Origin of the sequence: Tenacibaculum sp. SSH1-16 (assembly GCF_040104435.1) — a bacterium.
In the GTDB taxonomy this organism is placed as follows: Bacteria; Bacteroidota; Bacteroidia; order Flavobacteriales; family Flavobacteriaceae; genus Polaribacter; species Polaribacter mesophilus.
In genome coordinates, this window is the sequence record NZ_JBECOV010000001.1 from 394300 (window position 1) to 416629 (window position 22330).

General features: G+C 31.2%; 20 protein-coding genes. 6 read left to right on the top strand and 14 right to left on the bottom strand.

Features of this window, described 5'->3' with window-relative positions:
* Nucleotides 1-121 precede the first annotated feature (121 nt).
* On the top strand, nt 122-547 hold the full coding sequence (locus tag ABMY20_RS01905) for a hypothetical protein (RefSeq protein WP_349264508.1): 426 nt from the start codon (nt 122-124) through the stop codon (nt 545-547).
* 96 nt (nt 548-643) lie between these two features.
* Here the strand turns inward: ABMY20_RS01905 and ABMY20_RS01910 are convergent, their stop codons facing one another.
* Genes ABMY20_RS01910 through ABMY20_RS01925 form a run of 4 tightly spaced genes read right to left on the bottom strand, consistent with a single transcriptional unit; the run spans nt 644 to nt 4798 of the window.
* Nucleotides 644-1159 carry a gamma carbonic anhydrase family protein gene (locus tag ABMY20_RS01910; protein WP_073181751.1) on the bottom strand — a complete coding sequence of 172 codons (516 nt, stop codon included), beginning with the start codon at nt 1157-1159 and terminating at the stop codon, nt 644-646.
* 6 nt (nt 1160-1165) lie between these two features.
* Nucleotides 1166-1900: a LytTR family DNA-binding domain-containing protein gene (locus ABMY20_RS01915; protein WP_047788537.1), complete on the bottom strand. Its 735-nt coding sequence runs from the start codon at nt 1898-1900 to the stop codon at nt 1166-1168.
* A 2-nt stretch (nt 1901-1902) separates the two neighbouring features.
* Nucleotides 1903-4092 carry a tetratricopeptide repeat protein gene (locus ABMY20_RS01920; RefSeq protein ID WP_349264509.1) on the bottom strand — a complete coding sequence of 730 codons (2190 nt, stop codon included), beginning with the start codon at nt 4090-4092 and terminating at the stop codon, nt 1903-1905.
* Entirely contained in the window at nt 4085-4798 is a 714-nt protein-coding gene (locus ABMY20_RS01925; RefSeq protein WP_125064433.1) for a hypothetical protein, read from the bottom strand. The genes ABMY20_RS01920 and ABMY20_RS01925 overlap by 8 nt, the downstream gene beginning before the upstream one ends.
* Before the next feature lie 243 nt (nt 4799-5041).
* Between ABMY20_RS01925 and ABMY20_RS01930 the strand changes: the two genes are divergently transcribed.
* Nucleotides 5042-6172, top strand: a complete 1131-nt coding sequence (locus tag ABMY20_RS01930) for a VWA domain-containing protein (protein WP_349264510.1) — start codon at nt 5042-5044, stop codon at nt 6170-6172.
* 49 nt (nt 6173-6221) lie between these two features.
* On the opposite strand, the gene ABMY20_RS01935 is transcribed toward ABMY20_RS01930, so the two are convergent.
* Nucleotides 6222-7016, bottom strand: a complete 795-nt coding sequence (locus ABMY20_RS01935) for a glucosaminidase domain-containing protein (RefSeq protein ID WP_173359927.1) — start codon at nt 7014-7016, stop codon at nt 6222-6224.
* Nucleotides 7016-7957 (bottom strand): pyridoxal-phosphate dependent enzyme, encoded by a 942-nt coding sequence (locus ABMY20_RS01940; protein WP_173359928.1) that lies wholly within the window; start codon nt 7955-7957, stop codon nt 7016-7018. Before ABMY20_RS01940 ends, ABMY20_RS01935 begins: the two co-directional genes overlap by 1 nt.
* 820 nt (nt 7958-8777) lie before the next feature.
* Between ABMY20_RS01940 and ABMY20_RS01945 the strand changes: the two genes are divergently transcribed.
* From ABMY20_RS01945 to ABMY20_RS01955, 3 genes are all read left to right on the top strand, one after another.
* On the top strand, nt 8778-10352 hold the full coding sequence (locus ABMY20_RS01945; RefSeq protein ID WP_253056234.1) for a hypothetical protein: 1575 nt from the start codon (nt 8778-8780) through the stop codon (nt 10350-10352).
* Nucleotides 10353-10515: 163 nt separating this feature from the next.
* Nucleotides 10516-11328 (top strand): hypothetical protein, encoded by an 813-nt coding sequence (locus ABMY20_RS01950; RefSeq protein ID WP_253056236.1) that lies wholly within the window; start codon nt 10516-10518, stop codon nt 11326-11328.
* A gap of 149 nt (nt 11329-11477) precedes the next feature.
* Nucleotides 11478-12110: a hypothetical protein gene (locus tag ABMY20_RS01955; protein WP_167713164.1), complete on the top strand. Its 633-nt coding sequence runs from the start codon at nt 11478-11480 to the stop codon at nt 12108-12110.
* Nucleotides 12111-12276: 166 nt separating this feature from the next.
* On the opposite strand, the gene ABMY20_RS01960 is transcribed toward ABMY20_RS01955, so the two are convergent.
* Nucleotides 12277-14193 carry an ABC-F family ATP-binding cassette domain-containing protein gene (locus ABMY20_RS01960; protein ID WP_159613983.1) on the bottom strand — a complete coding sequence of 639 codons (1917 nt, stop codon included), beginning with the start codon at nt 14191-14193 and terminating at the stop codon, nt 12277-12279.
* A 119-nt stretch (nt 14194-14312) separates the two neighbouring features.
* On the opposite strand from ABMY20_RS01960, the gene ABMY20_RS01965 reads away from it, so the two are divergent.
* Nucleotides 14313-14708, top strand: coding sequence for a DUF983 domain-containing protein (locus ABMY20_RS01965; protein WP_047788549.1), 396 nt, complete (start codon nt 14313-14315; stop codon nt 14706-14708).
* 47 nt (nt 14709-14755) lie between these two features.
* On the opposite strand, the gene ABMY20_RS01970 is transcribed toward ABMY20_RS01965, so the two are convergent.
* The 7 genes from ABMY20_RS01970 to ABMY20_RS02000 form a co-directional block, all read right to left on the bottom strand.
* A complete protein-coding gene (locus ABMY20_RS01970) occupies nt 14756-15799 on the bottom strand; it encodes an FAD-dependent oxidoreductase (RefSeq protein ID WP_349264511.1) in 1044 nt (347 codons plus the stop codon).
* A gap of 152 nt (nt 15800-15951) precedes the next feature.
* Nucleotides 15952-16164 (bottom strand): hypothetical protein, encoded by a 213-nt coding sequence (locus ABMY20_RS01975; RefSeq protein WP_281979779.1) that lies wholly within the window; start codon nt 16162-16164, stop codon nt 15952-15954.
* Between the two features lie 350 nt (nt 16165-16514).
* Nucleotides 16515-17375, bottom strand: coding sequence for a gliding motility protein GldN (gene gldN / locus ABMY20_RS01980; RefSeq protein ID WP_349264512.1), 861 nt, complete (start codon nt 17373-17375; stop codon nt 16515-16517).
* Nucleotides 17376-17395: 20 nt separating this feature from the next.
* Nucleotides 17396-18931, bottom strand: a complete 1536-nt coding sequence (gene gldM, locus ABMY20_RS01985) for a gliding motility protein GldM (protein WP_047788551.1) — start codon at nt 18929-18931, stop codon at nt 17396-17398.
* Nucleotides 18932-18975: 44 nt separating this feature from the next.
* On the bottom strand, nt 18976-19623 hold the full coding sequence (gene gldL, locus ABMY20_RS01990) for a gliding motility protein GldL (protein ID WP_073181770.1): 648 nt from the start codon (nt 19621-19623) through the stop codon (nt 18976-18978).
* A 51-nt stretch (nt 19624-19674) separates the two neighbouring features.
* Nucleotides 19675-21054 carry a gliding motility lipoprotein GldK gene (gene gldK / locus ABMY20_RS01995; RefSeq protein ID WP_073181772.1) on the bottom strand — a complete coding sequence of 460 codons (1380 nt, stop codon included), beginning with the start codon at nt 21052-21054 and terminating at the stop codon, nt 19675-19677.
* A gap of 96 nt (nt 21055-21150) precedes the next feature.
* Nucleotides 21151-22311 (bottom strand): formimidoylglutamase, encoded by a 1161-nt coding sequence (locus ABMY20_RS02000; protein WP_125068872.1) that lies wholly within the window; start codon nt 22309-22311, stop codon nt 21151-21153.
* Between the last annotated feature and the right edge of the window lie 19 nt (nt 22312-22330).

Sequence of the window (22330 nt, forward strand, 5' to 3'; positions counted from 1 at the left end):
AAAAATAAAAAAATGTTAAATATAGTTTCAAATTTAAACTTTTTTAATCTGCAACGGTCTTAGAAGCGTAAATAATTAATAAACCTTAAAATTTAACAACATGAAGAAAGCGCTAACACTCTTGATTTTAGCAGTTGGTTTTACTGTTACTACTCAAGCTCAAAAGAGAGATAAAACTAAACATGAAAAATTAACTGTAGAGCAAAAAACAGAATTAGCTGTAAAAAAAATGACCTTACAGCTTGATTTAACAGAGTCTCAACAAAAACAAGTGAAGCCTTTAGTAGCAGAGCAAATTTCTGAAAGACAGGAAATGTGGGCTAAAAGAAAAGCTATGAAAAAAAGCGGTACTAAACCTACTGCTGATCAGAAATATGCTATGAAAAGTAAAATGCTTGACAAACAAATTGCTTACAAAACTGAAATGAAACGTATTTTAAATGAGCAACAATATGAACGTTATGAAAAAATGGCTGCTCGAAAAATAAAGAGACATAGCAAGAAAGGTGATCGCAAAATACACAAAAAAAGAAAGCATCATAAATAAAATAAAAGCGATAGGTAATATCGATTTATAGTAGATTAGTTTTTGATTGAAAAAAAGCTCGGTTTTGGAAACAGAACCAGGCTTTTTTATTTTTCATTACTCTTTAAACCAACTTGAATATTTCACATAATTATTGGCAATTCGATCAATTTCATCTGAAATAAGTTCTTTGGAAATATCTTTTACTTTTTTTGCTGGAACCCCAGCGTACACACTTCCACTTTCAATATGTGTATTTTTAGTAACTACAGCACCTGCTGCAATAATAGAATTTGACTCTACTACACAATCATCCATGATAATACTTCCCATACCTACCAACACATTATCATGAATAGTGCACCCATGTACTAAGGCATTATGACCAATAGACACATTATTTCCAATAGTTGTTGGTGATTTTTGATATGTTGCATGTATTACTGCACCATCTTGTACATTTACTTTATCTCCCATTTTTATATAGTGTACATCTCCGCGAATCACCGCATTAAACCATACACTACACGACTCCCCCATTTGCACATCGCCTACAATAGTTGCGTTTTCTGCAATGTAACAATCATTTGGAATTTGTGGGTGTTTTCCTCTTACTGGTTTTATAATTGGCATAAATTTTTATTTAAAATATGATAATAAATTTGCTTTTTTGGATGCTGAAACCATAATTTCTTTCTCGTTTGATAGCACAACACTTCCTCCTTTTCCTTTTTTATACTTTACTATTTCATTAACGTTGACTAAATACGATTTGTGTACCCTAACAAAAGAACTGTCTTTTAAAGCTTCTTCAAAATATTTAAGTGTTTTACTTACCACTTTTTTAGAATTATCAAAATAGATTTCCGTGTAGTTATCATCTGCTTTGCAAAATAAAATTTCCTCAACAGCTACTACTTCAAATCCATCTTGTTGCGGAATCGTAATTTTCCCATTTACTTGATGAGTCATTTTTGGAGTTAACACATTAGTTTCTAACTCATTTTCTTTCTCTTTAATTTCAGTTACAATACCTACTGCTTTAATCAACTCGTCGATTGAAATTGGTTTTAACAAATAATAAGTTGCTTGATTATTTAATGCCTCAATCGCGTAATGATCGTAAGCAGTTACAAAAACTGTTTCAAAAGTTTGATTTTCTACTTTTTCTAACAAGTCAAAAGCATTTCCAAAAGGCATTTCTACATCTAAAAACACCAAGTCCAATTCGTGTTTTTCAATTAGTTTTAGTGCTTCTTCAATATTACTTGCTTCTCCTAACAAGGTTACATTAGGACAGTATTTAGTAATATAGTTTCGTAAAATATCTCTACTTATTTGCTCATCTTCAACTATAATTGCTTTTATTTTCATTGCTAATTTTTATCCTTTTTTAGTGTCAATGCTACTTTAGTTCCGCTTCCATCTTCAAAAGCATTTAAAACCACCACAGATATTTTATCCTGATACATATTATTTAAAATAGCAATTCTATTTTTTATTGTACTCATTCCTTTTGATTTTTGTTTGAGTTGGTTCTTCGTCTTCATTTCTATTGATTTCTCTCTTCCAACCCCATCATCTTCAATTAAAATAGTAATAGAATCATTGTTTTTTGGAAGCATTGAAATTTGAAGTTTTCCCTTTTCTTGTTTGTATCGAAGTCCATGCCAAATTGCATTTTCTATATACGGTTGCAATAACATTGGTGGAATCGAATATTCATCTAAAGGTATACTTTTGTCTATATTAATAGTATAATCAAACTTATCTTTAAACCGGTTGTGCTCTAACTTCACATACAATTCTAACAACTCAATTTCTTTGGTTAACGGTATGAAATCTTCATCTGAATTTTCTAATACCGAACGCATTAATACCGAAAACTCTGACAAATATCTATTTGCGCTTCGCTCGTCACTTACTGCAATAAAACTGTTAACTGAATTCAATGCATTGAAAATAAAGTGCGGATTCATCTGTGACCGCATCGATTTTAAAGCCAGTAAATTATTGGCTAACTTTTGTTGTTTATTCGTTCTAAACATAAAATACACCAACAAAACCATTAATAAAAAACCTCCAATTAATGAATAAATAATCCATTTTTGACGTCTATTACTCTCCTCTACCAATTGCTGGTCTTTGTATGCTAAACTTATTTTACTATCTGTTAATTCTTTGTCTTTTTCTAAACTTACTATTCTGTTTTGGTTATCTGAAATTCGTTTACTAAAACGTTTTACTTGTTGAATTTCCTGTTCTTTTCGTGAATATAAAGTATCTACCAATTTTACATAATCTTGATACGTTTTTAGAGCTTCTGTGTAATCTCCAACCGTAGCATATACTTCCGATAAACGCTTAGTCGCGTCTTTTTGAATAATTAAATCTTTATTTTTACCAGCATCTGCAATACTCTTTTTTAAATACGGGATTGCCTCTTCATATTCAGATTTTTGCATGTAGGCATTTCCTATTTTATAGTTGATTTTTTGTGAGGTAATTGAATCTACCAAAGATTCGTTGCTTTCCGCTTCTACAACTATATTATCTGCTTCTTTTAGGCTTTCTTTTCGTAACTGAATTTCTTCATCGTATCGTTGAGATTTATTATAAAAATCGGCTACTTTTTGCTGTTCTTTTAACGAGCGCTTTTTGTTTTCTTCGGATGCTAATTTTAATGAGTTTTTAAAATAGCCATCTGCTTTTTGTGTGTTTCCTTGGGCTGCAAAAACTTCTGCTAGCTTAGAGTTTAAGTCTGTTATTTTAGGTGTGATTAAATTCTTTTTCGCAATTTCTAATCCTTTTTCGTAGTTTGCTTTAGCCTTGTTATAGTTTTTTTGAGCTAAGTACACATCTCCCAATCCTTGGTATGCAGTTAAACGTAAGTAATTATTAAGCACCCCGCTTTGTAGGCTTTGTATATAGTTTTGTTCACTACTGTTATAATCTTCCGATAAAAATGCTGCTTTTGCCAGTTTCAAACGAACCCTAGGCGAGTTTACTTCTTGTAAGGAAATTTGATAATTCTCAACCGCTAAATCGTACTGTTTCCAATAAAAGTACACCTCAGCTAATTCTTTAAACACAGTAGCTCTTTGGCTTTTATTTGGGTCTATCAACAACGTCTTTTCAACAAAAGACAAGCTCTTATCAATATTTTTCTTTTTGTAAAACTGAACAGAATCTAAATATTGTGAATATAAACCTGTTTGTTTTCTTGTACTATAAGAGCTTAGTTTTGATTTTTTTTGGGGCGTAAAATCTTCTACTTCCACCTTTATATCTTCATCATCTCTAATTGTATAAAAAACACGATTAAAACTAGGATGTGATACTTCTAGTTGACTTCCCGCTGTGGCTTTTACAGTATAGCTTCCCGTTATTTCAGAAAATCGATATGTTCTTCCATTTACTTCTACACTCGCATCTTTTATAGGCTCACGCGTCTCTTTACTAACTACTTGAACTTTTACTAAAAAATCTTTAGCTGTATTTTCCTCTATTTGAGAAAAAGCAGCGAATGAAAGGAAAAGAAATACTATGTATATTTTTTTAATCATTTACTGGAAAATATTCAACCACATTAAAATTTTCATTAGTTAAATCAACATAAAAATAATGTATTTGTAATTTATCTTCTTCTGATTTTATTTTTTCTGTTGTTTTAAAATACAGTCTTTTATTTTCAACTAACTCCTTAACATTTATTACTTTTTGTTTTTGAGGTGAAATTTTAATAAAATTTGTACCATCAATTTTACTTAAGTACAAACTTATATCATCCTCATAACCGAGTTTTTTATCATCATTAGTATCGCTATCAATAACTTTATACATTAATATTTGCTGTTTTGTAACATTAAATATCTCTCTTAAAAAGCTTACAGAAGATATATGGATATTTTCTTTCGTTAATGATGTAAACTTATCTGACCCTAATTTTTGAAATTTAAGGTTAATCATCATTCCATTAATTTCATTATCATAGAAATCTGTCAAATGATATGTTTTTCCTCCTTTACTTAATGAAAAATAGCTTTTATTTACTTCCTTATTATTTCCATATCCTACAGGGTGTATAAGATAATTTGTACTATCAATATGTATAGGTAAATCAGCTATTTTAATTAAAGAAGTATCAACTTTAATTTCTTTTTTAGTTTTATCTAAAACAGTTATTTCATTAGTTTCATTTCTGGTTTTCGGCTCACAACTCAAACATATAATTCCTAAAAAAAGGAATATTAAAATTACTTCTTTTCTCATGTTTATTAATTTTTTATTTGTGTAAACATACTCACAAAAAGCCATACAAAAAAACACCTAAACCATTAAAACTCCACAAAAAACAGTCAAAAAATAGATGTTGCTCATTTAACTCGTTATTTCCCTAAATGAAACAACCTGTTCACTCATTCTGGATTTTTTAAGAAGAAAGTTGGAAGTAATTTTGAATAGAAATTAACACCAATCAAACTTATACCCAATTAATAACTAAAAATAAAAATTATGAAAACGCACACATTAAAAGTATTTTTCTTTTGCTTAATACTACTAACAACAACTACGTTTGCCAACAAAAACACCCCTATAAGAAAGGTAAAAAAACAAACTGTTAAAGTTGCTTTGTTACTGGATACCAGTAATAGTATGGACGGACTCATTAACCAAGCAAAAGCACAACTATGGGAAATTGTTAATGAGTTATCATATGCTAAATGTAATGGCATTACTCCTAACTTAGAAATTGCTTTATACGAATACGGAAATTCAAGTTTATCTCCTAAAGAAGGATATATCCAACAGGTTTTACAATTTACGAGTGATTTAGATGAGATTTCTGAACATCTTTTTTCTTTAAGCACTAATGGCGGAAGTGAATATTGTGGTCAAGTAATACAAACTTCTTTAAACGAATTGGATTGGGGAACTAATAAACGTGATTTAAAAATGATTTTTATCGCCGGAAACGAGCCTTTTACTCAAGGAAAAGTAAACTATAAAGATGCTATTACTAATGCTAAAGAAAAAGATATTATAGTTAACACAATATTCTGCGGTGATTATAACCAAGGGATTACTGGAAGATGGCAAGACGGAGCTATTTATGGAGATGGTGATTATATGACTATTAATCAAAACAAACACATTGTACATATTGTAACACCTTATGACAACGATATTATTATTTTAAACAAACGTTTAAATGCCACCTATATTCACTATGGTTCTTATGGATATTCTAAATATAGTAACCAAGCGAAGCAAGACATGAATGCTGAGAGTTTAGATGAAGCTGTAGTTGTAAAACGTGCCGTAACTAAAAGCTCTAAACTATATAAAAATGCTGAATGGGATTTGGTGGATGCTTCAAAAGAAAAAGAAATTGATTATGGTTCTTTAAAAAAGAAGCAGCTTCCTAAACAGTTACAAAACAAATCTGCCAAAGAAATTAAAATGTATGTGGAGAAAAAACGTAAAGAGCGTACTGAAATTCAACAAAAAATTCAAGAACTAAATAAAAAAAGAAAAACGTATGTAGCTAAAAAACAAAGGGAAAGTTCTAAAAAAAATGAGTTAGAAAGTGTTATGATTAAAGCTATTAAAAAACAAGCAGAAAAGAAAAATTACTCTTGGTAGTTTTAATTGGGGTTTGGTTAGTTAAAGCGGAGTAAAACTCCGCTTTTTTTTATTTTACCAATAGATCTTGCCCAATACTAATGTTATTATCACTTAAACCGTTCATCTTTTTCAATTGTTGTACCGAAACATTATATCTTCTTGATATAGAGTATAGCGTATCTCCTTTTTGAACTTTATGTGAAGTCGTTTTATACGTTGGCGTTTTTACTGCTAAAGAACCATCTCTTCTTACTCTATCATATTTATCTAAACCATACTTTCTAATAATAGAAATTAATTTTTGAGGATATTTTCTGTCCGTTGCATACCCTGCTCTTTTTAACCCGTATGCCCAACCTTTATAATCTGTATGCCTTAATCTAAATAAACCTGCATATCGTTTACGAGTTAATAAAAACTGTGAGTGATCTTCATACGAAGTTTCAGGATATTTATATTTTCTAAAACATTCTCCTTTTTCATCATCATCATGAGTTACACTATTACCTTGCCAACCTCTATGACATTTAATACCAAAGTGATTGTTTGATCTTCGAGCTAATTGACTTCTACCACTCCCTGATTCTAATACTCCTTGCGCTAAGGTAATACTAGCAGGAATACCATGTTCGTGCATTTTCTTCACTGCAATTGGTGCAAATTTTTGAATATAGGCCTCGGTATGGTTTGTAGTTGTTGATATTGGCTTTTGTATTTGCTCTAACTGTGGTAACTCAGGCATTTTTTCTTCTCTAGGTTCTAAAACCACCTCTTTTGGTGTATTTTTTACCACATTTTTACCCGACCCGCAACTTGTAAATATTGCCGCACAAACTACTAAAAAAACTACCTTTATTTTCATTAAACCTTTATTAACTCTTTATTTTTATCCTTTAATTTCTGGTTTACTCCTGCTATTCCTTGTAAACCTCCTGTATGAATTACTAGTATTTTACTGTTTTTCGAAAACATATCTTTTGCTACTAAATCTAGTATTCCAAATAACATTTTCGCTGTATAAACTGGATCTAATAAAATACCTGTTTGCCCTTTAAATTCATTTATAAAACGGATTAACTCTTCAGTATATTTTCCGTAGCCTCCAAAATGATAGTTGGTTTGCAAGTTCCAATTTTTACTTTCTTTTGCATAAGGTGTTATTTCTTCTGCTAAGAAATCACCTTTTAGTGCAGGAAACCCAATTACCTTTTGATTCTTTTTGGCCGAATTTATCAATCCAGAAATCGTTCCTCCAGTACCTACTGCGCAGCAAATATAATTGAATTTTTCATCTTCATTTGTTAAAATCTCCTCGCAACCTTTTACAGCTAAAGCATTTGTTCCTCCTTCAGGAATTAGGTAAAAATTACCAAATTCTTTTTTTAACTGATTAATAAATTCTTCAGATGTTTTACTTCGGTAGGCTTCTCTAGTAATAAACTTAAATTGCATACCACTTTCGTAAGCTTTTCTCAAGGTTTCGTTTTGTAAAAGTGTTTTGGCTACATCCTTTCCAAGTTCATCACCTCTAATAATTCCTATTGTTTTAAAACCTGCCATTTTTCCTGCAGCAGCAGTAGCTGCAATATGGTTTGAAAAAGCGCCTCCAAAAGTTAATAAGGTTTCTTTTTTTTGTTGTTTTGCTTCTGCAATATTATACTTCAGTTTTCTGAATTTATTGCCTGAAACGAATGGATGAATAGTATCTTCTCTTTTTATAAAAAGTTCAACCTCTTTTGTTGTTAAAATAGGTAAGTGAATTTGTTGGTTTTCTGGTATGGGAATTTCTAGTTTAAACAGCATTTTAAAAAGTTATCAATGCAAAAATAAGCCTTTAATCTATTTTAGTTTATCCCCTACTATACCAATAGTAATTTTTAAAAAAAATAACAACATAGTAGTGAAAAGTATTAACTAATCGTGCCGCGATGTCTTCGGAGCACGCCGTGATATCTGCGACCCGTGCCGTGATGTCAACGGAGTATGCCGTAATATCAGCGACCCGTGCCGCGGTGTCTTCGGAGCACGCCGTGATATCAGCGACCCATGCCGCGGTGTCTGCGGAGCACGCCGTGATATCAGCGACCCATGCCGCGGTGTCTGCGGAGCATGCCGTGATATCAGCGACCCGTGCCGTAGTGTCTGCGGAGCACGCCGTGATATCAGCGACCCGTGCCGTGGTGTCTGCGGAGCATGCCGTGATATCAGCGACCCGTGCCGCGGTGTCTGCGGAGCATGCCGTGATATCAGCGACCCATGCCGTAGTGTCTTCGGAGCATGCCGTGATATCAGCGACCCATGCCGCGGTGTCTTCGGAGCATGCCGTGGTATCAGCGACCCAATAAGGAGACCATTCAATAAAGTGTGTGGGAGTATTCAATGAAGTGTGTCAACTTGTTTAAAGTTGCTCCTATTACTGAAGAAGGAAGACAACCGATTAGGCTTCGTTTGTAGTCCCGATAAAAAAGTTGCACTTTTTTATCTTATTTCTTTATATTTGAAAGTGTTAATAAAATTGCTAAAAGTTCCGCATATCTTACCGTAAAAGGAATATATAAGTGATTTTATTACGTATATAAACTAGTTGCCAGTAATATTGACCAATCATACCGAATTAAAAAAATTGAAGAAAAAAGAGTATTTCTATTACGAAAAAAAACATAAAAATTGGTCTGAAAAAAGAGCAGAATATTCTTATAAACTAAAACAAAAAACACTTTCCTTTCTCACTAGAAATAAATATTTAAAAAAGAAATTAAACGTAATAGACAGACACACTGAATTAAGGAATGCTAAAGAACATCATATATATCTAAATTACTACACTGATAGAATAATCTCAAAAAACCAACCTGAACAATACAAAAAACTAAATCTAACTTATATTAGTTTTTTTGAGGTAATTGAGATAGATAAATTTGACCAATTCAAAAAAACTATTATTTCAAAATTTTCATCTAAACATGCAGGCTTTGGAAAAGAAATTAGATTTAAAGATGAATTATCAAAAAAATTGTCCAAAATAAAAATTGATTTCAATTCATCAGGATTTGGAAGACTAATCAGTTTAGATTTTGAAAAAATAAATAATTCGCATTCAGATTATATTGACCGATTAACTATATCTTACGTCAAAACAAATGAATCCTATTTCATATTACATATTGATGTTAAACCAAGTAAAGTGTTTAAAAAAGTTGCAACGAAAATTCTTAAATCATCCGAGACAAGTTTGTCAACACGACATTTTCACTCATTTAAAAACATATTGAAACATAGACTTTTCACTAGCTATACATCATTTAAAAGCAGTCTTTTAAGAGAGAATGTTGACAATTTAATTTCCGATTTAGAATATCAAATAACTAATAACATTTTAAAACCTTTGAACGGATATTTTTACACCTCAAAACTTACCTCTCAAATCCCTAAAATAGAACATTATACAATTAGAAAATTAAAAAAGCATAAAGACAATAATAGTTTACATTCGTTTTTTAATTTTTCAAGTATTGTTCAATTTACTTCTAAAGATGAATTAGTAGATATCTATAGCAACAAAGAAAAAAATACAATTCATATAATAAAAGAAGAAGAACACGGAAAAAGAGAAAGAAAAGGAAAAGACTATACAGATTACGATTGGATTGAAAGTTATTATTTAATTCAAAGTATGGCGTTTCCTTGTGTATTTGACTCAATTCTGAATCAAGAATTTTCAAAGTTAAATCACATAAAAAGAAAAATGTACGATTTTTTAGAAAGTACAAGCAAGTGGCAGTTTTACAAATATTTTCTACTATTTCACCAAAACAGTAAATATCTCAAGCTAAAAAAAGAAATAACTAAACTTAATCTTATTACCAATAGATACAAAAATGAATTTAATGATAGAGCTTTAAATTTTTTAATAAATCACAGTGGTAATATAAATGAATACGATTATTCAAGTAAAAATCGAAGAAAGATTAGTGAATCCAATTTGTTAAGTTATTATATAGAAAAATTTAAAAATGATATTAAATATTTGACAAAGAAAAAAGATGATGTTAATATAGTATTCAAGAACATTGAAGAATTAAATAGTTATAGAACAAATTTTATTTTGCAAATTGTATCATTGATTGTCGGAATTCTGGCTTTCATTTTCGCATTCGAAAAAGTTCGTGATTTTATATTATCGTTATTGAATAAATAAAAATACTACTGGCAACAATGTATAACCGCAATTACGGCGGATTCGACTACGTCCGAATCCACTCGGAATTGCTAACGTCAGTGCTTAACCGAAAATCATTAACTTTAATCCCGTAACTGACGGTTATACGAGACCGTTGGCGGTAATATAACAGAATCCGAGAATGCTAAATACGATAGAAAGAGAATTTCATTTAACAGAAATATTAGTAAAAACAACTTATCAAGTAATTATAAGTAAAGAATCTAGCTTTCAGAGTAATCCAATTGCTTTTGGTTCTGGTTTTTTCATTAACTATCGAGATAATCTATTTTTTATTACAGCCGACCACAACATTCATATTGATGACCACGAATTGAATGAAAGAACTGGAGTTGATAATTATTTAGCTATTTTGAATAATATTAGTGACAGGAATACACTTTCGACTATCTTAACGCCTATAGGTGGCTTTTACTTTATGGATAGTTTTGATATATCCAAAGAAGACCTAAACCCTGAACTTATAGACGTTGCAATAAGTCTAGTGAATAGAGAAAAAATTGAAGCACCATTTTTAACTGATGAAGACATAAAAGATGAAAATTCTGAACCCATAGTTTCACCTAAAGAGCAAAAGTTTGAATTTATGGACGAACATATAGTTTCACCGACTAAAACAGATTCTTATTATATTTTTGGGAAAATCAAACCAAACTTAAAGGGATTGTTCTTACATAGGAGTAATACATTTAAAAATGATTTGAAATATATTGACGCATATGGAAACTATTTACTTTTAAATACAACTGATATTATTTCAGACTATAAGGATTGGGCTGGATTAAGTGGTTCGCCTGTATTGAATCAAGAGGGTAAATGTATCGGTGTTTTATGTTCTGTAAATGAAGGCACAAAATCTGTTTATGTAAAACCATTCAAAAAAATTATACCTTTTTTAGATACAATAATTTTACAAGAAGAAATAAAAAAATAAAATACTACCGCCAACAATGGCTATAAGTAATTGCTTGTTCTCGCCTACTTCTGAAAATCCTCCCGGATTTTCAGTTTGGTGCGTACTTGCTAAAGTTAGTGATAACCCACGCAACTACTCATAGCCGAGACCGTTGCCAGTAATTTAAAATGACCGAAATTTTAAAGAAATATTTAGTTACAAAATGGTGGATTCCAATATTGCTTTTCGGAATTTCTATTATTCTTTTTATTAGTGGAGCGATTTTGCCAAATACCGATTTCGGATTTTATCTTCTCATATTTTTTGGATTTGTATTACTAATTTCATCGGTTTTGCAATTTTTCAAAAGAAGAATCTTAATTGGATTTTTTCAATTATCATTTTTGGCAGTACCAATTTTGTTCTTTGGATTTATGGCATATATGTTTGCTGGAATAATGAACAAACCTGATGGAGAATTAGCTTTGGACAGAATTGAACCGTTAATTGAAGAAAAAACAGACTTAATTATCCCAGAAGATTTTAAGGTTTTGGAAAATCTTATTGAACACACAGAAGGAGCTTTTGATTCTGATTATTCAATCGGACTGACAATCGAATACAAACAATCTGACGAGAAAAAAATTGTAGAACAAATTCTAAAAAGTACGGAACTGGAATCGAACAAAGGCTCGTGGAAAAAATACGATAGTGGATTTAATTTTGAACATAATAACAACGAAATAAATAGAGCTGAACCGTTTTATTTCAAAGTAGATACTTTAACCAACATAATGGAATTGAATTTAAGTCACTTATGAATAAAAAACTACTGGCAACAAAGAACTGAGGTAAAAAACAAGTAAATTTTATACTTTTTTAAACCAACGTACTTTTATATTTACTACTTTTTACTATGGCAAAAGATTCTTTTAGTAGCTTATTACACACCGTTATTAAAACAAGTTTTTACTTTTATTCTTAATATTAAAAATCAACTAACTGCTCCTCAACTTGTTCCCATTCTTCCATTAGTGCATCAACTTTCGCCTTTTTTGCTTTGTAGTTTTCGAAGAAGTTAGGACGTGAAGATACTTCATCGTAGTTCTGTGCTAATTCTAAATCTATTTTTTCTATTTCAGCCTCTAAATTTGCTATTTGTGTTTCAATTTTATTAAGCTTATTTTTTAACTTTTTTAATTCTTTTTCTTGCTCTCTTGATAATTGATAAGCTTCTTTTTTAGAAGTATCTTTTTCTTTAGTAACTACGGTTCTTTTCTCAGCATCGCGCAAACTTTCCATTTTGTGTTGCTCTAAGAAATAATCAATATCTCCTAAATATTCTTTTATTTCACGGTCTTTAAATCCGTAAACCGTTGTGGTTAATCCTTGTAAAAAATCACGGTCGTGAGATACGACAATTAGCGTACCATCAAAGTTTTGTAGTGCTTTTTTTAATACATTTTTAGAAGCAATATCTAAGTGGTTGGTAGGCTCATCCATTATTAAGACATTAAATGGCGATAGCAACAACTTACATAATGCCAAACGATTTCGCTCACCTCCTGATAGTACTTTTGCTTTTTTATCTACTGCCTCTCCTCCAAATAAAAACGAACCTAACATATCTCGCACACGCATTCTATTACTATCGGTAGCAGCGTCTTCCATAATTTCTAACACTGTTTTCTCTGGTGGTAATTCTTCCGACTGATTTTGTGCAAAGTAACCTATTTCTACATTGTGTCCTAGTTTTAAGTTTCCTTCAAACGGAATTTCCCCTACCATCATTTTGGCCAAGGTAGATTTTCCCTGTCCGTTTTGTCCTACAAAGGCAATTCTACTATTACGTTCAATTAATAAGTTTACATCTTTTAACACCTCTTTTTCTCCATAGCTTTTTGCTAAATTTTCAGCCTCTACAATAATTTTGCCTGGTTCTTTTGATATAGCAAAACGCACATTCATTACCGCATTATCATCTTGGTCTACTTCAATACGTTCTACTTTTTCTAACTTTTTAATTAACGATTGTGCCATGGAAGCTTTGCTTGCTTTTGCACGGAATTTCTCTATTAATTTTTCGGTATGTTCTATTTCCTTCTGTTGATTTTTCTGTGTTTGCAGCTGCTTTTCTTTAATCTCTGCTCGCAGTTTTAGGAACTCAGAGTACGGTTTTTTATAATCGTAGATTTGACCTAACGAAATTTCTATAGTACGATTGGTTACATTATCTAAAAACATCTTATCGTGCGATACTAAAACGATAGCTCCTGCATAGTTTTTTAAAAAGTTTTCTAACCAAATAATCGACTCAATATCTAAGTGGTTTGTGGGCTCATCGAGTAATAAAATATCATTATTCTGAAGAAGGAGTTTTGCAAGTTCAATACGCATACGCCAACCTCCAGAAAAAGTATCAGTTAACTTATCAAAATCTTCTCGTTGAAAACCTAACCCTTGTAAAATCTTTTCGGTTTCTCCTTGATAGTTATATCCACCAAGTAACTCGTAACGTTCAGTTTTCTCGTTTAAATCAATAATTAATTGATTATACGCTTCACTTTCATAATCAGTTCTTTCCGCTAGTTGACGATTAATTTCATCAAGTTCTAGTTCAATTTCTTTAATTTCAGTAAATGCTTGGTATGCTTCTTCTAAAATAGTTCTTCCATGTACAAAATCAATATCCTGTCGTAAAAACCCTATACGTACATCTTTATCAAATGCCAGTGTTCCGCCACTACTTTCAATATCTTTTGATAAAACTTTTAATAAGGTAGATTTTCCTGCTCCATTTTTTCCAATCAATCCAATTCTGTCTCCTTTTATTAATTTAAAAGTGATTCCAGAAAACAAATCTGTTCCCATAAATGAAACTGATACATCGTGTACGTTTAACATATTTTTAGCAAATTACTTTAGTTTTGTAACTAGAGTTACAAACGATAGTTTTATTTTTGTTGAAATTTGTACAAACTTACAAAAAGCAAATAGTTAATCGAACTTAATACCCATAAGAAATGTTTGGAAAAGGAAGTAAATTGTATAGTATTTTTAATAGTAAATGTCCTCGATGTCATGAAGGAGACTTCTTTAAATACAAACTTAACTTCAACCCTAAAAAAGTAACTACTTTACATGAAAATTGTCCTCAATGTAATTTTAAGTACATGATGGAGCCTTCTTTTTTCTTTGGTGCGATGTATGTAAATTACGCGCTTGCAGTAGCTCTTTTTGTCGCTATTTTTATTATTGCTAAAGTTTTTATTGGCTTATCTATTTTACATAGTTTCATAGCTATAATAGTTGTTTCTTTAATATTAACACCTATTACATTAAGACTTTCAAGAATTATTTGGATTAACCTATTTGTGGGTTATAAAAAGAACGCCAAAGAATTACAATCAGAAAAATAACTCTACTAGGAATAAGTTTATTATTTCTTAAAATATAAAAAGGTTCGTTATTCAACGAACCTTTTTATATTTATTTCTTTATCCAACTCTTCACCCTTCTCGAGATGATTATATAAGTTTTCTGCAACAGTTGGGGCAATCATTACACCACGTGTTCCTAAGCCGTTTAAAATAGCTAATTTTTGATATTCTGGATGTTTCCCTACTAAAGGCCTTCTATCTTTTACTGTAGGGCGTATTCCTGCTGATTGTTCAATTACTGTATATGGAACTGATATTATCTTTTGTAATTTTTCTTCCAACTCTTTTCTTCCTTCTTCTGTTGGAACTGATGTTTTATCTGTCCAATTAAAAGTAGCTCCTACTTTATATGTATCGTCACCTAACGGCATTATAAATACACTGCCTTTTAATAAAAAATCTATTTTTAGTTCGGGAGCATGAATTGTTATCGTTTCTCCTTTCGTTCCATTTAAAGGCAAATAATTAAAAAATGGGTTTTTCTTTAAACCAAATCCTTCACTAAACACAATTCTTTTTGCTGTAATATTATCATAACTTACTTTATCTTCTTGAATAGTAACTTTTGAATAGTCAAAGGCTTGTTCTAGGAGACTTTTTAATGATTTTATATACTCTTTATAAGACTTTACTAATAAAGGGGTATCAATTCTTCCTGTTCCTTTTAATTCTCCAAATCCATAATTACCTATAATTCCTTTTATTTTTTTTTTTGATATTTTTGGATTCATATAGTAAGACAACATTGGTTTATCTGATGCAATGAACCAATTGTTTTCATCTCCTACACTTGAAAATACTTTTTTAGTAGTAAATTTATAATCTAAGTTAAGTTGTAACTTTTCTTCTAGTTCTTCATAAAAAGGGATTGCCTTTTCTAGTTGTTCATGTCCATTCCAAACTGGCGTAAATCGTTTTAAGATTACAGGATTGTATACTCCACCAGCAACTACTGAAGATACTTGTGAAGTATTTTCAAAAACAATAAAACTTTTATTGTTTTTAATTAATTGTTCTGTAAAGGCTATTCCTGATAACCCTAAGCCAACGATGATATAATCGACATTCATTTAACAAAAGTGCTATTATTATGTCTCATTTATATACTAATACAGATATTCACTATTTGAGAATAACAAAAGGGGATTATTTTTTTATTAAAAAATCATTTTTTATACGTATATAAAAAATGATTTTATTAAAGTTAAACGATGATGATATATTATGAACCGTGCTGTACAGGTGATAATACTTCCTTTCCTGTACTAGCATCTCCTTGGTAACAAGTTGTTTCACCTGTAGTTGTGTTAGTACTACAACGATGGTATGCCGATCTAAATTCTGAAACACGAACACTATTGTCATCAGCACTCTTATAATTACTAAATGACATAAGACCAATAGTAGTCAAACTAATTAAGATAATTTTTTTCATATGTAATTTTTTATATGTTATTATGTTCTTCAAATATAATGTATTTAAATTATATTAACTAATAAATGATTAATTTTCTTTTTTATCGAAAATACAATCCTATTTTCAGGTAATTGATTACTTTATAAAGATTCTTTTATAATTGTAGTTATATAGTTACTTTTCCTCTATAAATTTATGTATAAAAGACAATACTTCAATTAGATTCTATCTGGTATAAAATAGTTTTGGTTATATTGTATAAGATTTATAACACATGAACTGGATTCAACAATAAATCAGTACCTTATCATAAAAATCGTCTAAAAATTACTTTTTAGACGATCATATATTTTATTTAAAAAAAAAAATTAATAATTCCACATATCCATTTCTCTATTACGAATACCTTCTTTAATTCTATTTGCTTCTAACAATTGAAATAAAGAGTTACCACGAACATAATCAGAAATAGCTCTGTCTCCATAAATGTTCTCTTCTTTCAAAATGGTTGAGTTAAAACGTCTTGCATTTAACAAGTTGTCATAAGAAAGTGGTTGTGCTGAATTTTCTGGGTTGAATACTTTTGAATTGTGTAATGTTTCACGAGCATCTGGGAAAAACACCCAAAATAGTTCATACACATTTTCACTGTCGTCAATTTCTTCAACTCCCATTACCTGTACATCTGGTCCCATAGGTGCTAAGGCTAATAAACGATATTTTAACTCACCTTGGCGTTTGTCAAAATACCAAATACCTTTTAACTTAAACCCCTTAATATCTTGAGACTGTACATAATAAGGATCCACATAGTCTCCATTTTGACGTTCATTAAACGTCATCATATTAACTTCTTCCATTCCTATTTTAGTGGTAAAATAAGAGTCGTTATAGACCTCTGTTATTTCACCATTTTTAATACCTTTTAATAAGGTATCAAATAAAGAACGTCTTGTAAGACCTGCATTCATAGTATCAATTGGGTAATAATAAGGTAGATTTATTTTCTGGTTTAAATCTACATATTCCCACACCACCTTAGACCATAACACATCTCTATCACTAATGTAGCCATAAGGAAGTGGTTTGTCATCTTCTGAAGCTATTTGAGCTTCAGATTTAAATCCAATTTCATCTACCTTTTTAGCATTTAAAAGGTTAGCTTGTGCACTTGCATAGCTTGTCGCAGCAAATGCGAATAAAACCATATAAAAACGCTTCCAATTCATACTTTCTTATTTTTTACTTATTAATTTGTAATTTCTACGCTAACAGGTAATACTTTTTTAATTTTATAGTTAGAACCTGATACTGATGCTTTGATATCAAAAATTGTAATTACATCATTTCTTCTAGCCTTACTAATAGCTGCTTTAGCTCTAGAGTTTAAACCTCTACCACTTACAGGTATCGCTACTTGTCCTGGTACTTTAACCTTAAAGCTAGATACGTTTAGTTTTAAATCAAATAAGAAGTCTGGTAATCCTGCAGCTACGCTTATTCTTCCTAAACTAGCTTTTGGCATTTTTACGGTACCATATTGACCTCTAACCATACCTACTGCTGGTGGTATGTCTTTAATTCTAAATTTCTTAACAGAACGTACACCTTTTGATGCACCCGTTGGAGTTCCTGTAACTACGATGTTTACCTCACTGCCTTTTCCTGGATACATAGTATACTTGTCTCCTCTAACTCTTTTCAATCCTGGAGCTTTTGCAGAAACTTTATTTCCTGGTACTCCTGGAATAGAAATAGTTAACGGGTTAGCTAAACCACGGTATACTACATTCATTTTATCTGCAGAAACTAGAGCTTCATTTGGTCTAGGAATAACAGCATAAGCTCCTTTAATATCTATTTTTACAATAGAATCTCCTTCTTTAAATTGGAACTCTCCTTTTAATTCCTTATCTCCTACATTACCTGCTGGACCGTCTAGAATAACTTGTCCTGCTTGAATTTTTTCTTGCTCAACTTCTTTATCATTAATAATAACTTTCTCTGCAGTTAAATTAGGATCTTTTTTTCCTAATACAATTCTACCTGATAAGTTTTCTCCAGGATAATAAGCACTCTTATCAAAAACAACCATTGCTTCATATTTGGTCATAGATACAGCACTTTGTAATTCTCCTTGTAATAAAGCTGTTAAAGCATCAGATTCTGTAGCTTTAATGTCTGCTTGGATTTGAGTTAACTTAGTTAAAGATGCAATTAAAGGGAAACCTTCAAAATGATATTTTAACCAGTCAATTTTTTTACCGTCTTTATTTTCTACTTTACTTGTATTAAAACGAGCGGCTATTACATCTGCTACTTCTGTACCTTCTAAAGCAGCAACAGCATCATTTCTGAAAGCATCTATCTTAGCAACAAATTCTTGTCCTTTTTTTGATATTTTACCTCCTTTAAAGAACAATTCATCTAAAAATTTAGACTTATCCATTGTTTCATATGCTTTTTTATCTTCTAAATCACCAGTCATTTGGCTCTTTAAATCTCCTACGTAAGCATATAATTCATCAGCTGCTACTTTTAACTTATCTGTTTTCTCCTTAGCTTCACCGTATTGCTTAGCTTGTTCTGCTGCCTTTTGAGCTAACGTTTCGTAAGCTGTTTTATTTTTCTCTGTTGCTTTTTGGTTAGCTACTGTTAACTTTTCATTCATTAATCCAAAGGCAGATAATACTTCCTTACTCATGTTCATTGCTAACATTGCAATAAACACTAAGTACATAAGGTTAATCATCTTCTGCCTTGGTGATAGTTGTCCTCCTGCCATATTAATTAGTTTGTTTAGTTAATAAATTAGATTAAACTAATTAATTATTTGTTAGACATTGCAGTTAACATTCCTCCATATACTCCATTTAATGAAGATAGGTTTGTTGCTAACGATTGCATTTGCTCTTGTAAACGTTGAGAATTTTCTACCATAGCTGAGTTTAAATCGGCTTGTTTACTAGCATTTTCTACTTGAGTTTGGTATAAACTATTTAATGATTCCATTTGAGCTGCTGCTCTAGACATTTGCTCATTGTAACTATTAGTAGCTGAAATTGATTGAGAAGCTGAAGCTAATGGCTCTACTGCTCCTTGAAAGCTTTTAATACTGTCTCCTAAACGAGATACTAATTGAGCATCTAATTTAGCTTCACTTAGTATATTGTCTAATTTTTGAGATAACATGCTCTGTGCTTCTTCTGGTGAAGCAGAAACTTTTTTATCTCTTTTGTTACCTGATGATTGTCCATCTGCTAACTCTGGGTATACTTTTGTCCAATCTAAATCGTCTTCAACTGCTTCAAACGCTGACAATGCGAAAACTGCTGCTTCAACAATCATACCTACCATTAATACTTCATTTCCAAAAGGCCAGTGTAAAATTTTAAATAATGCTCCAATAATAACTACTGCGGCTCCTAAACCGTAAGCCATGTTGAACATTTTTTTAGTTGATTTTGATTGTGCCATAATTCTTGATTTTTAAAATTTGGGGATTAATATTTATTCTTGTTTTCTTGTTTAATTACTTTTATTGGTACCTAAATAATCTTGTACGGTTCTAAATCCGATATAACTTCTTGCGGTGTCAGCGTATTCCCAATCACGAGAACTTACCTCTAAGAAATATGCTACATCTTTCCAAGATCCTCCACGTATTATTTTTCTTCTATTTTCTTTTATTTCAACATTAGGGTTCATGGTAGATCCCATATAATAAGACATTTGATTGTAAGCTGTATTTGTCCATTCTGAAACATTACCTGCCATATTAAACAATCCATACTCATTAGGATTATAAGACATTGCTTCAACTGTGTAAAGGGCTCCATCAGCTGCATAATCTCCACGAACTGGTTTAAAGTTTGCTAAAAAACATCCTCTATCACTCGTTGTACTAGGTCCTCCCCAAGGATATTTACCATAATCTAATCCTCCACGTGCTGCATATTCCCACTCTGCTTCTGTAGGCAATCTGAAAGCAGGCACTAAACCTAACTTCTTTCTAGATCTTTGAAAATTATTTTTTGTTTGGGTTCTCCAATGACAGAATGCTTTTGCTTGATTCCATGTTACCCCTACTACTGGGTAATTCTCATACGCTTTGTGTCCGAAATACTCTTGATGCATTGGATCATTGTATGAATAATTAAAGTCTTTTATCCATACTGTTGTATCTGGATACACATTTATAACTTCGTCTTTTAAGAAATCTCTTCTATTCTTACCTGTTCTTGCTGCAGCTTCATTATCAAACCAATAATACCTATAGTTTAATAATTTTGTATTAAATGTTCTAATTCCATTTAAAGCCTCATCTTTTCTAATATATAAAGAGTCCATCACCTCTACATAATCAGCATCAGGATATTCTTGTGAATCCCAAATTAACTCTTCTTCCCAGTTTAATGGTTTTAGTGAATCTAACCCTTCTCCTAATTCGTAATAATTTTCACGCATGTACTTATCATACGGAGTTTCATTAACAGTATCTTTTGATGCAAAAGCATATAATTGTATTCCTTGTGCATTTTTACCTGTATTAGCTGCATCCTCTCCTCCTAAAGAAGCAAATTCTGCTTGATAAGCTAATTTGGTTCTTGTTATGGAATCTCTTACCCAATGAACAAAAGCTTTATACTCACTGTTTGTTATTTCAGTCTCATCCATGTAAAATGGTTGTACCGTAACTGTTTTAGTTGGAGCATTCATAGCCCCCATAGGGTCTTCATCTTGTTTTCCCATAGTGAAAGATCCTCCTGGGATTTTAGCCATACCATATGGTTTTTCAGCAAACCATTTCCTTTTAGATTTCACTCCTACTAACTCTCCCCTATCACCACTTGAACCACAAGAGTAAATGATAGATGCTAACAATGCAAGTACTGTTATTTTTTTCATATTAAATCTTTCTTATAAAAGAGGCGTAAACCTATTATTTTTTTTATTAAAAAACAATTACGAATTATTTTTTTTTACAGAACATACAACTTTCTTTTAAACAAGCTTTTGCAAAGCCTTATACCACCTTTCTGGTATTTTTTGTTGTAATGCTTGTTCATAATCTCGATAGTTACATGGTATTAACGCATGTCTTTTGTGTTTATTATTTGATATTAAATTTATTTCCATCCACCAACGACCGCTTTTATCACTCTTATAAAAGTTTATTGGATCATCATCATTTAAAAGTACCGTAAACTTTTGGTAACTTTCTTTGGTTACAAATGGGTAATCTTTAGCTCTTGAATTTACTCCTTCTATGAAATACCAAATTACTTGAGCTATTAATTTTGCTGTTTGATGATTTAAATCTAAAAGGCTATTGTACTCGTATATTCCAAAAGATGTTACCTTATCACTTATCCCTGCATAACGTGCAACAGCACATAACTCTTCTCCATAAAATCCATTTGGCGAAGCATTTTTATTTGCAGGAGCATCGCTTTGACGTACACTGCCTATATCTACGCTTACAACATCTGCGTCACGCATTATTGGTTCTACCAATGTTATGTTTTTAACTTCTCCTAATCTGTAGGCTTCAAAATATAATTTATCTAATAGATTTATTTCTTCTTGAGAATTAAAGTAGGTTTGGTACCCTATATTACTGAAGTTAAACAGATTATTAGGCTCCTCCATTACAATTCTACTTAAATAAGATTGAGAGCTTAATTCTTCTTCTAATGAGCCTAGATCAAACCGACTATCAACAACTACTAAGTTAACTGTTTGCTCTAGTTCGTCGTAAGCTCTATAATTTGCGTAAGTTAAATCTTGTCCTCCTCCAATTATTACAGGAAGTATATTTTTTTTTAGTAAAAATGCTACTGATGATTTAACAGCAAAGTAGGTATCTTCTAATGTATTTCCTTTCTCTATGTTTCCGAGATCTGCTATACGAGTATGCCAGTTACCAGGAAATAATTGATACAAATGTTTACGAATTTCGTGTAATTCTTTACCACTCCCTAAATTACCTGCTGCTCCTCTATCATCTTTAACCCCTAAAATTGCGATAGTTACTTCTGTTAAATCTGGAAAACCATCTTGAACAGTATGTAGTTGAATAGTTCTTCCTAATACAGAAGAAGGCTGTAAAACTACACGAGTAGCTACAGAATCTTCAATAGGGGAAAAGAAGTCTATATTCATTTATTAGGGGAATTTTTGG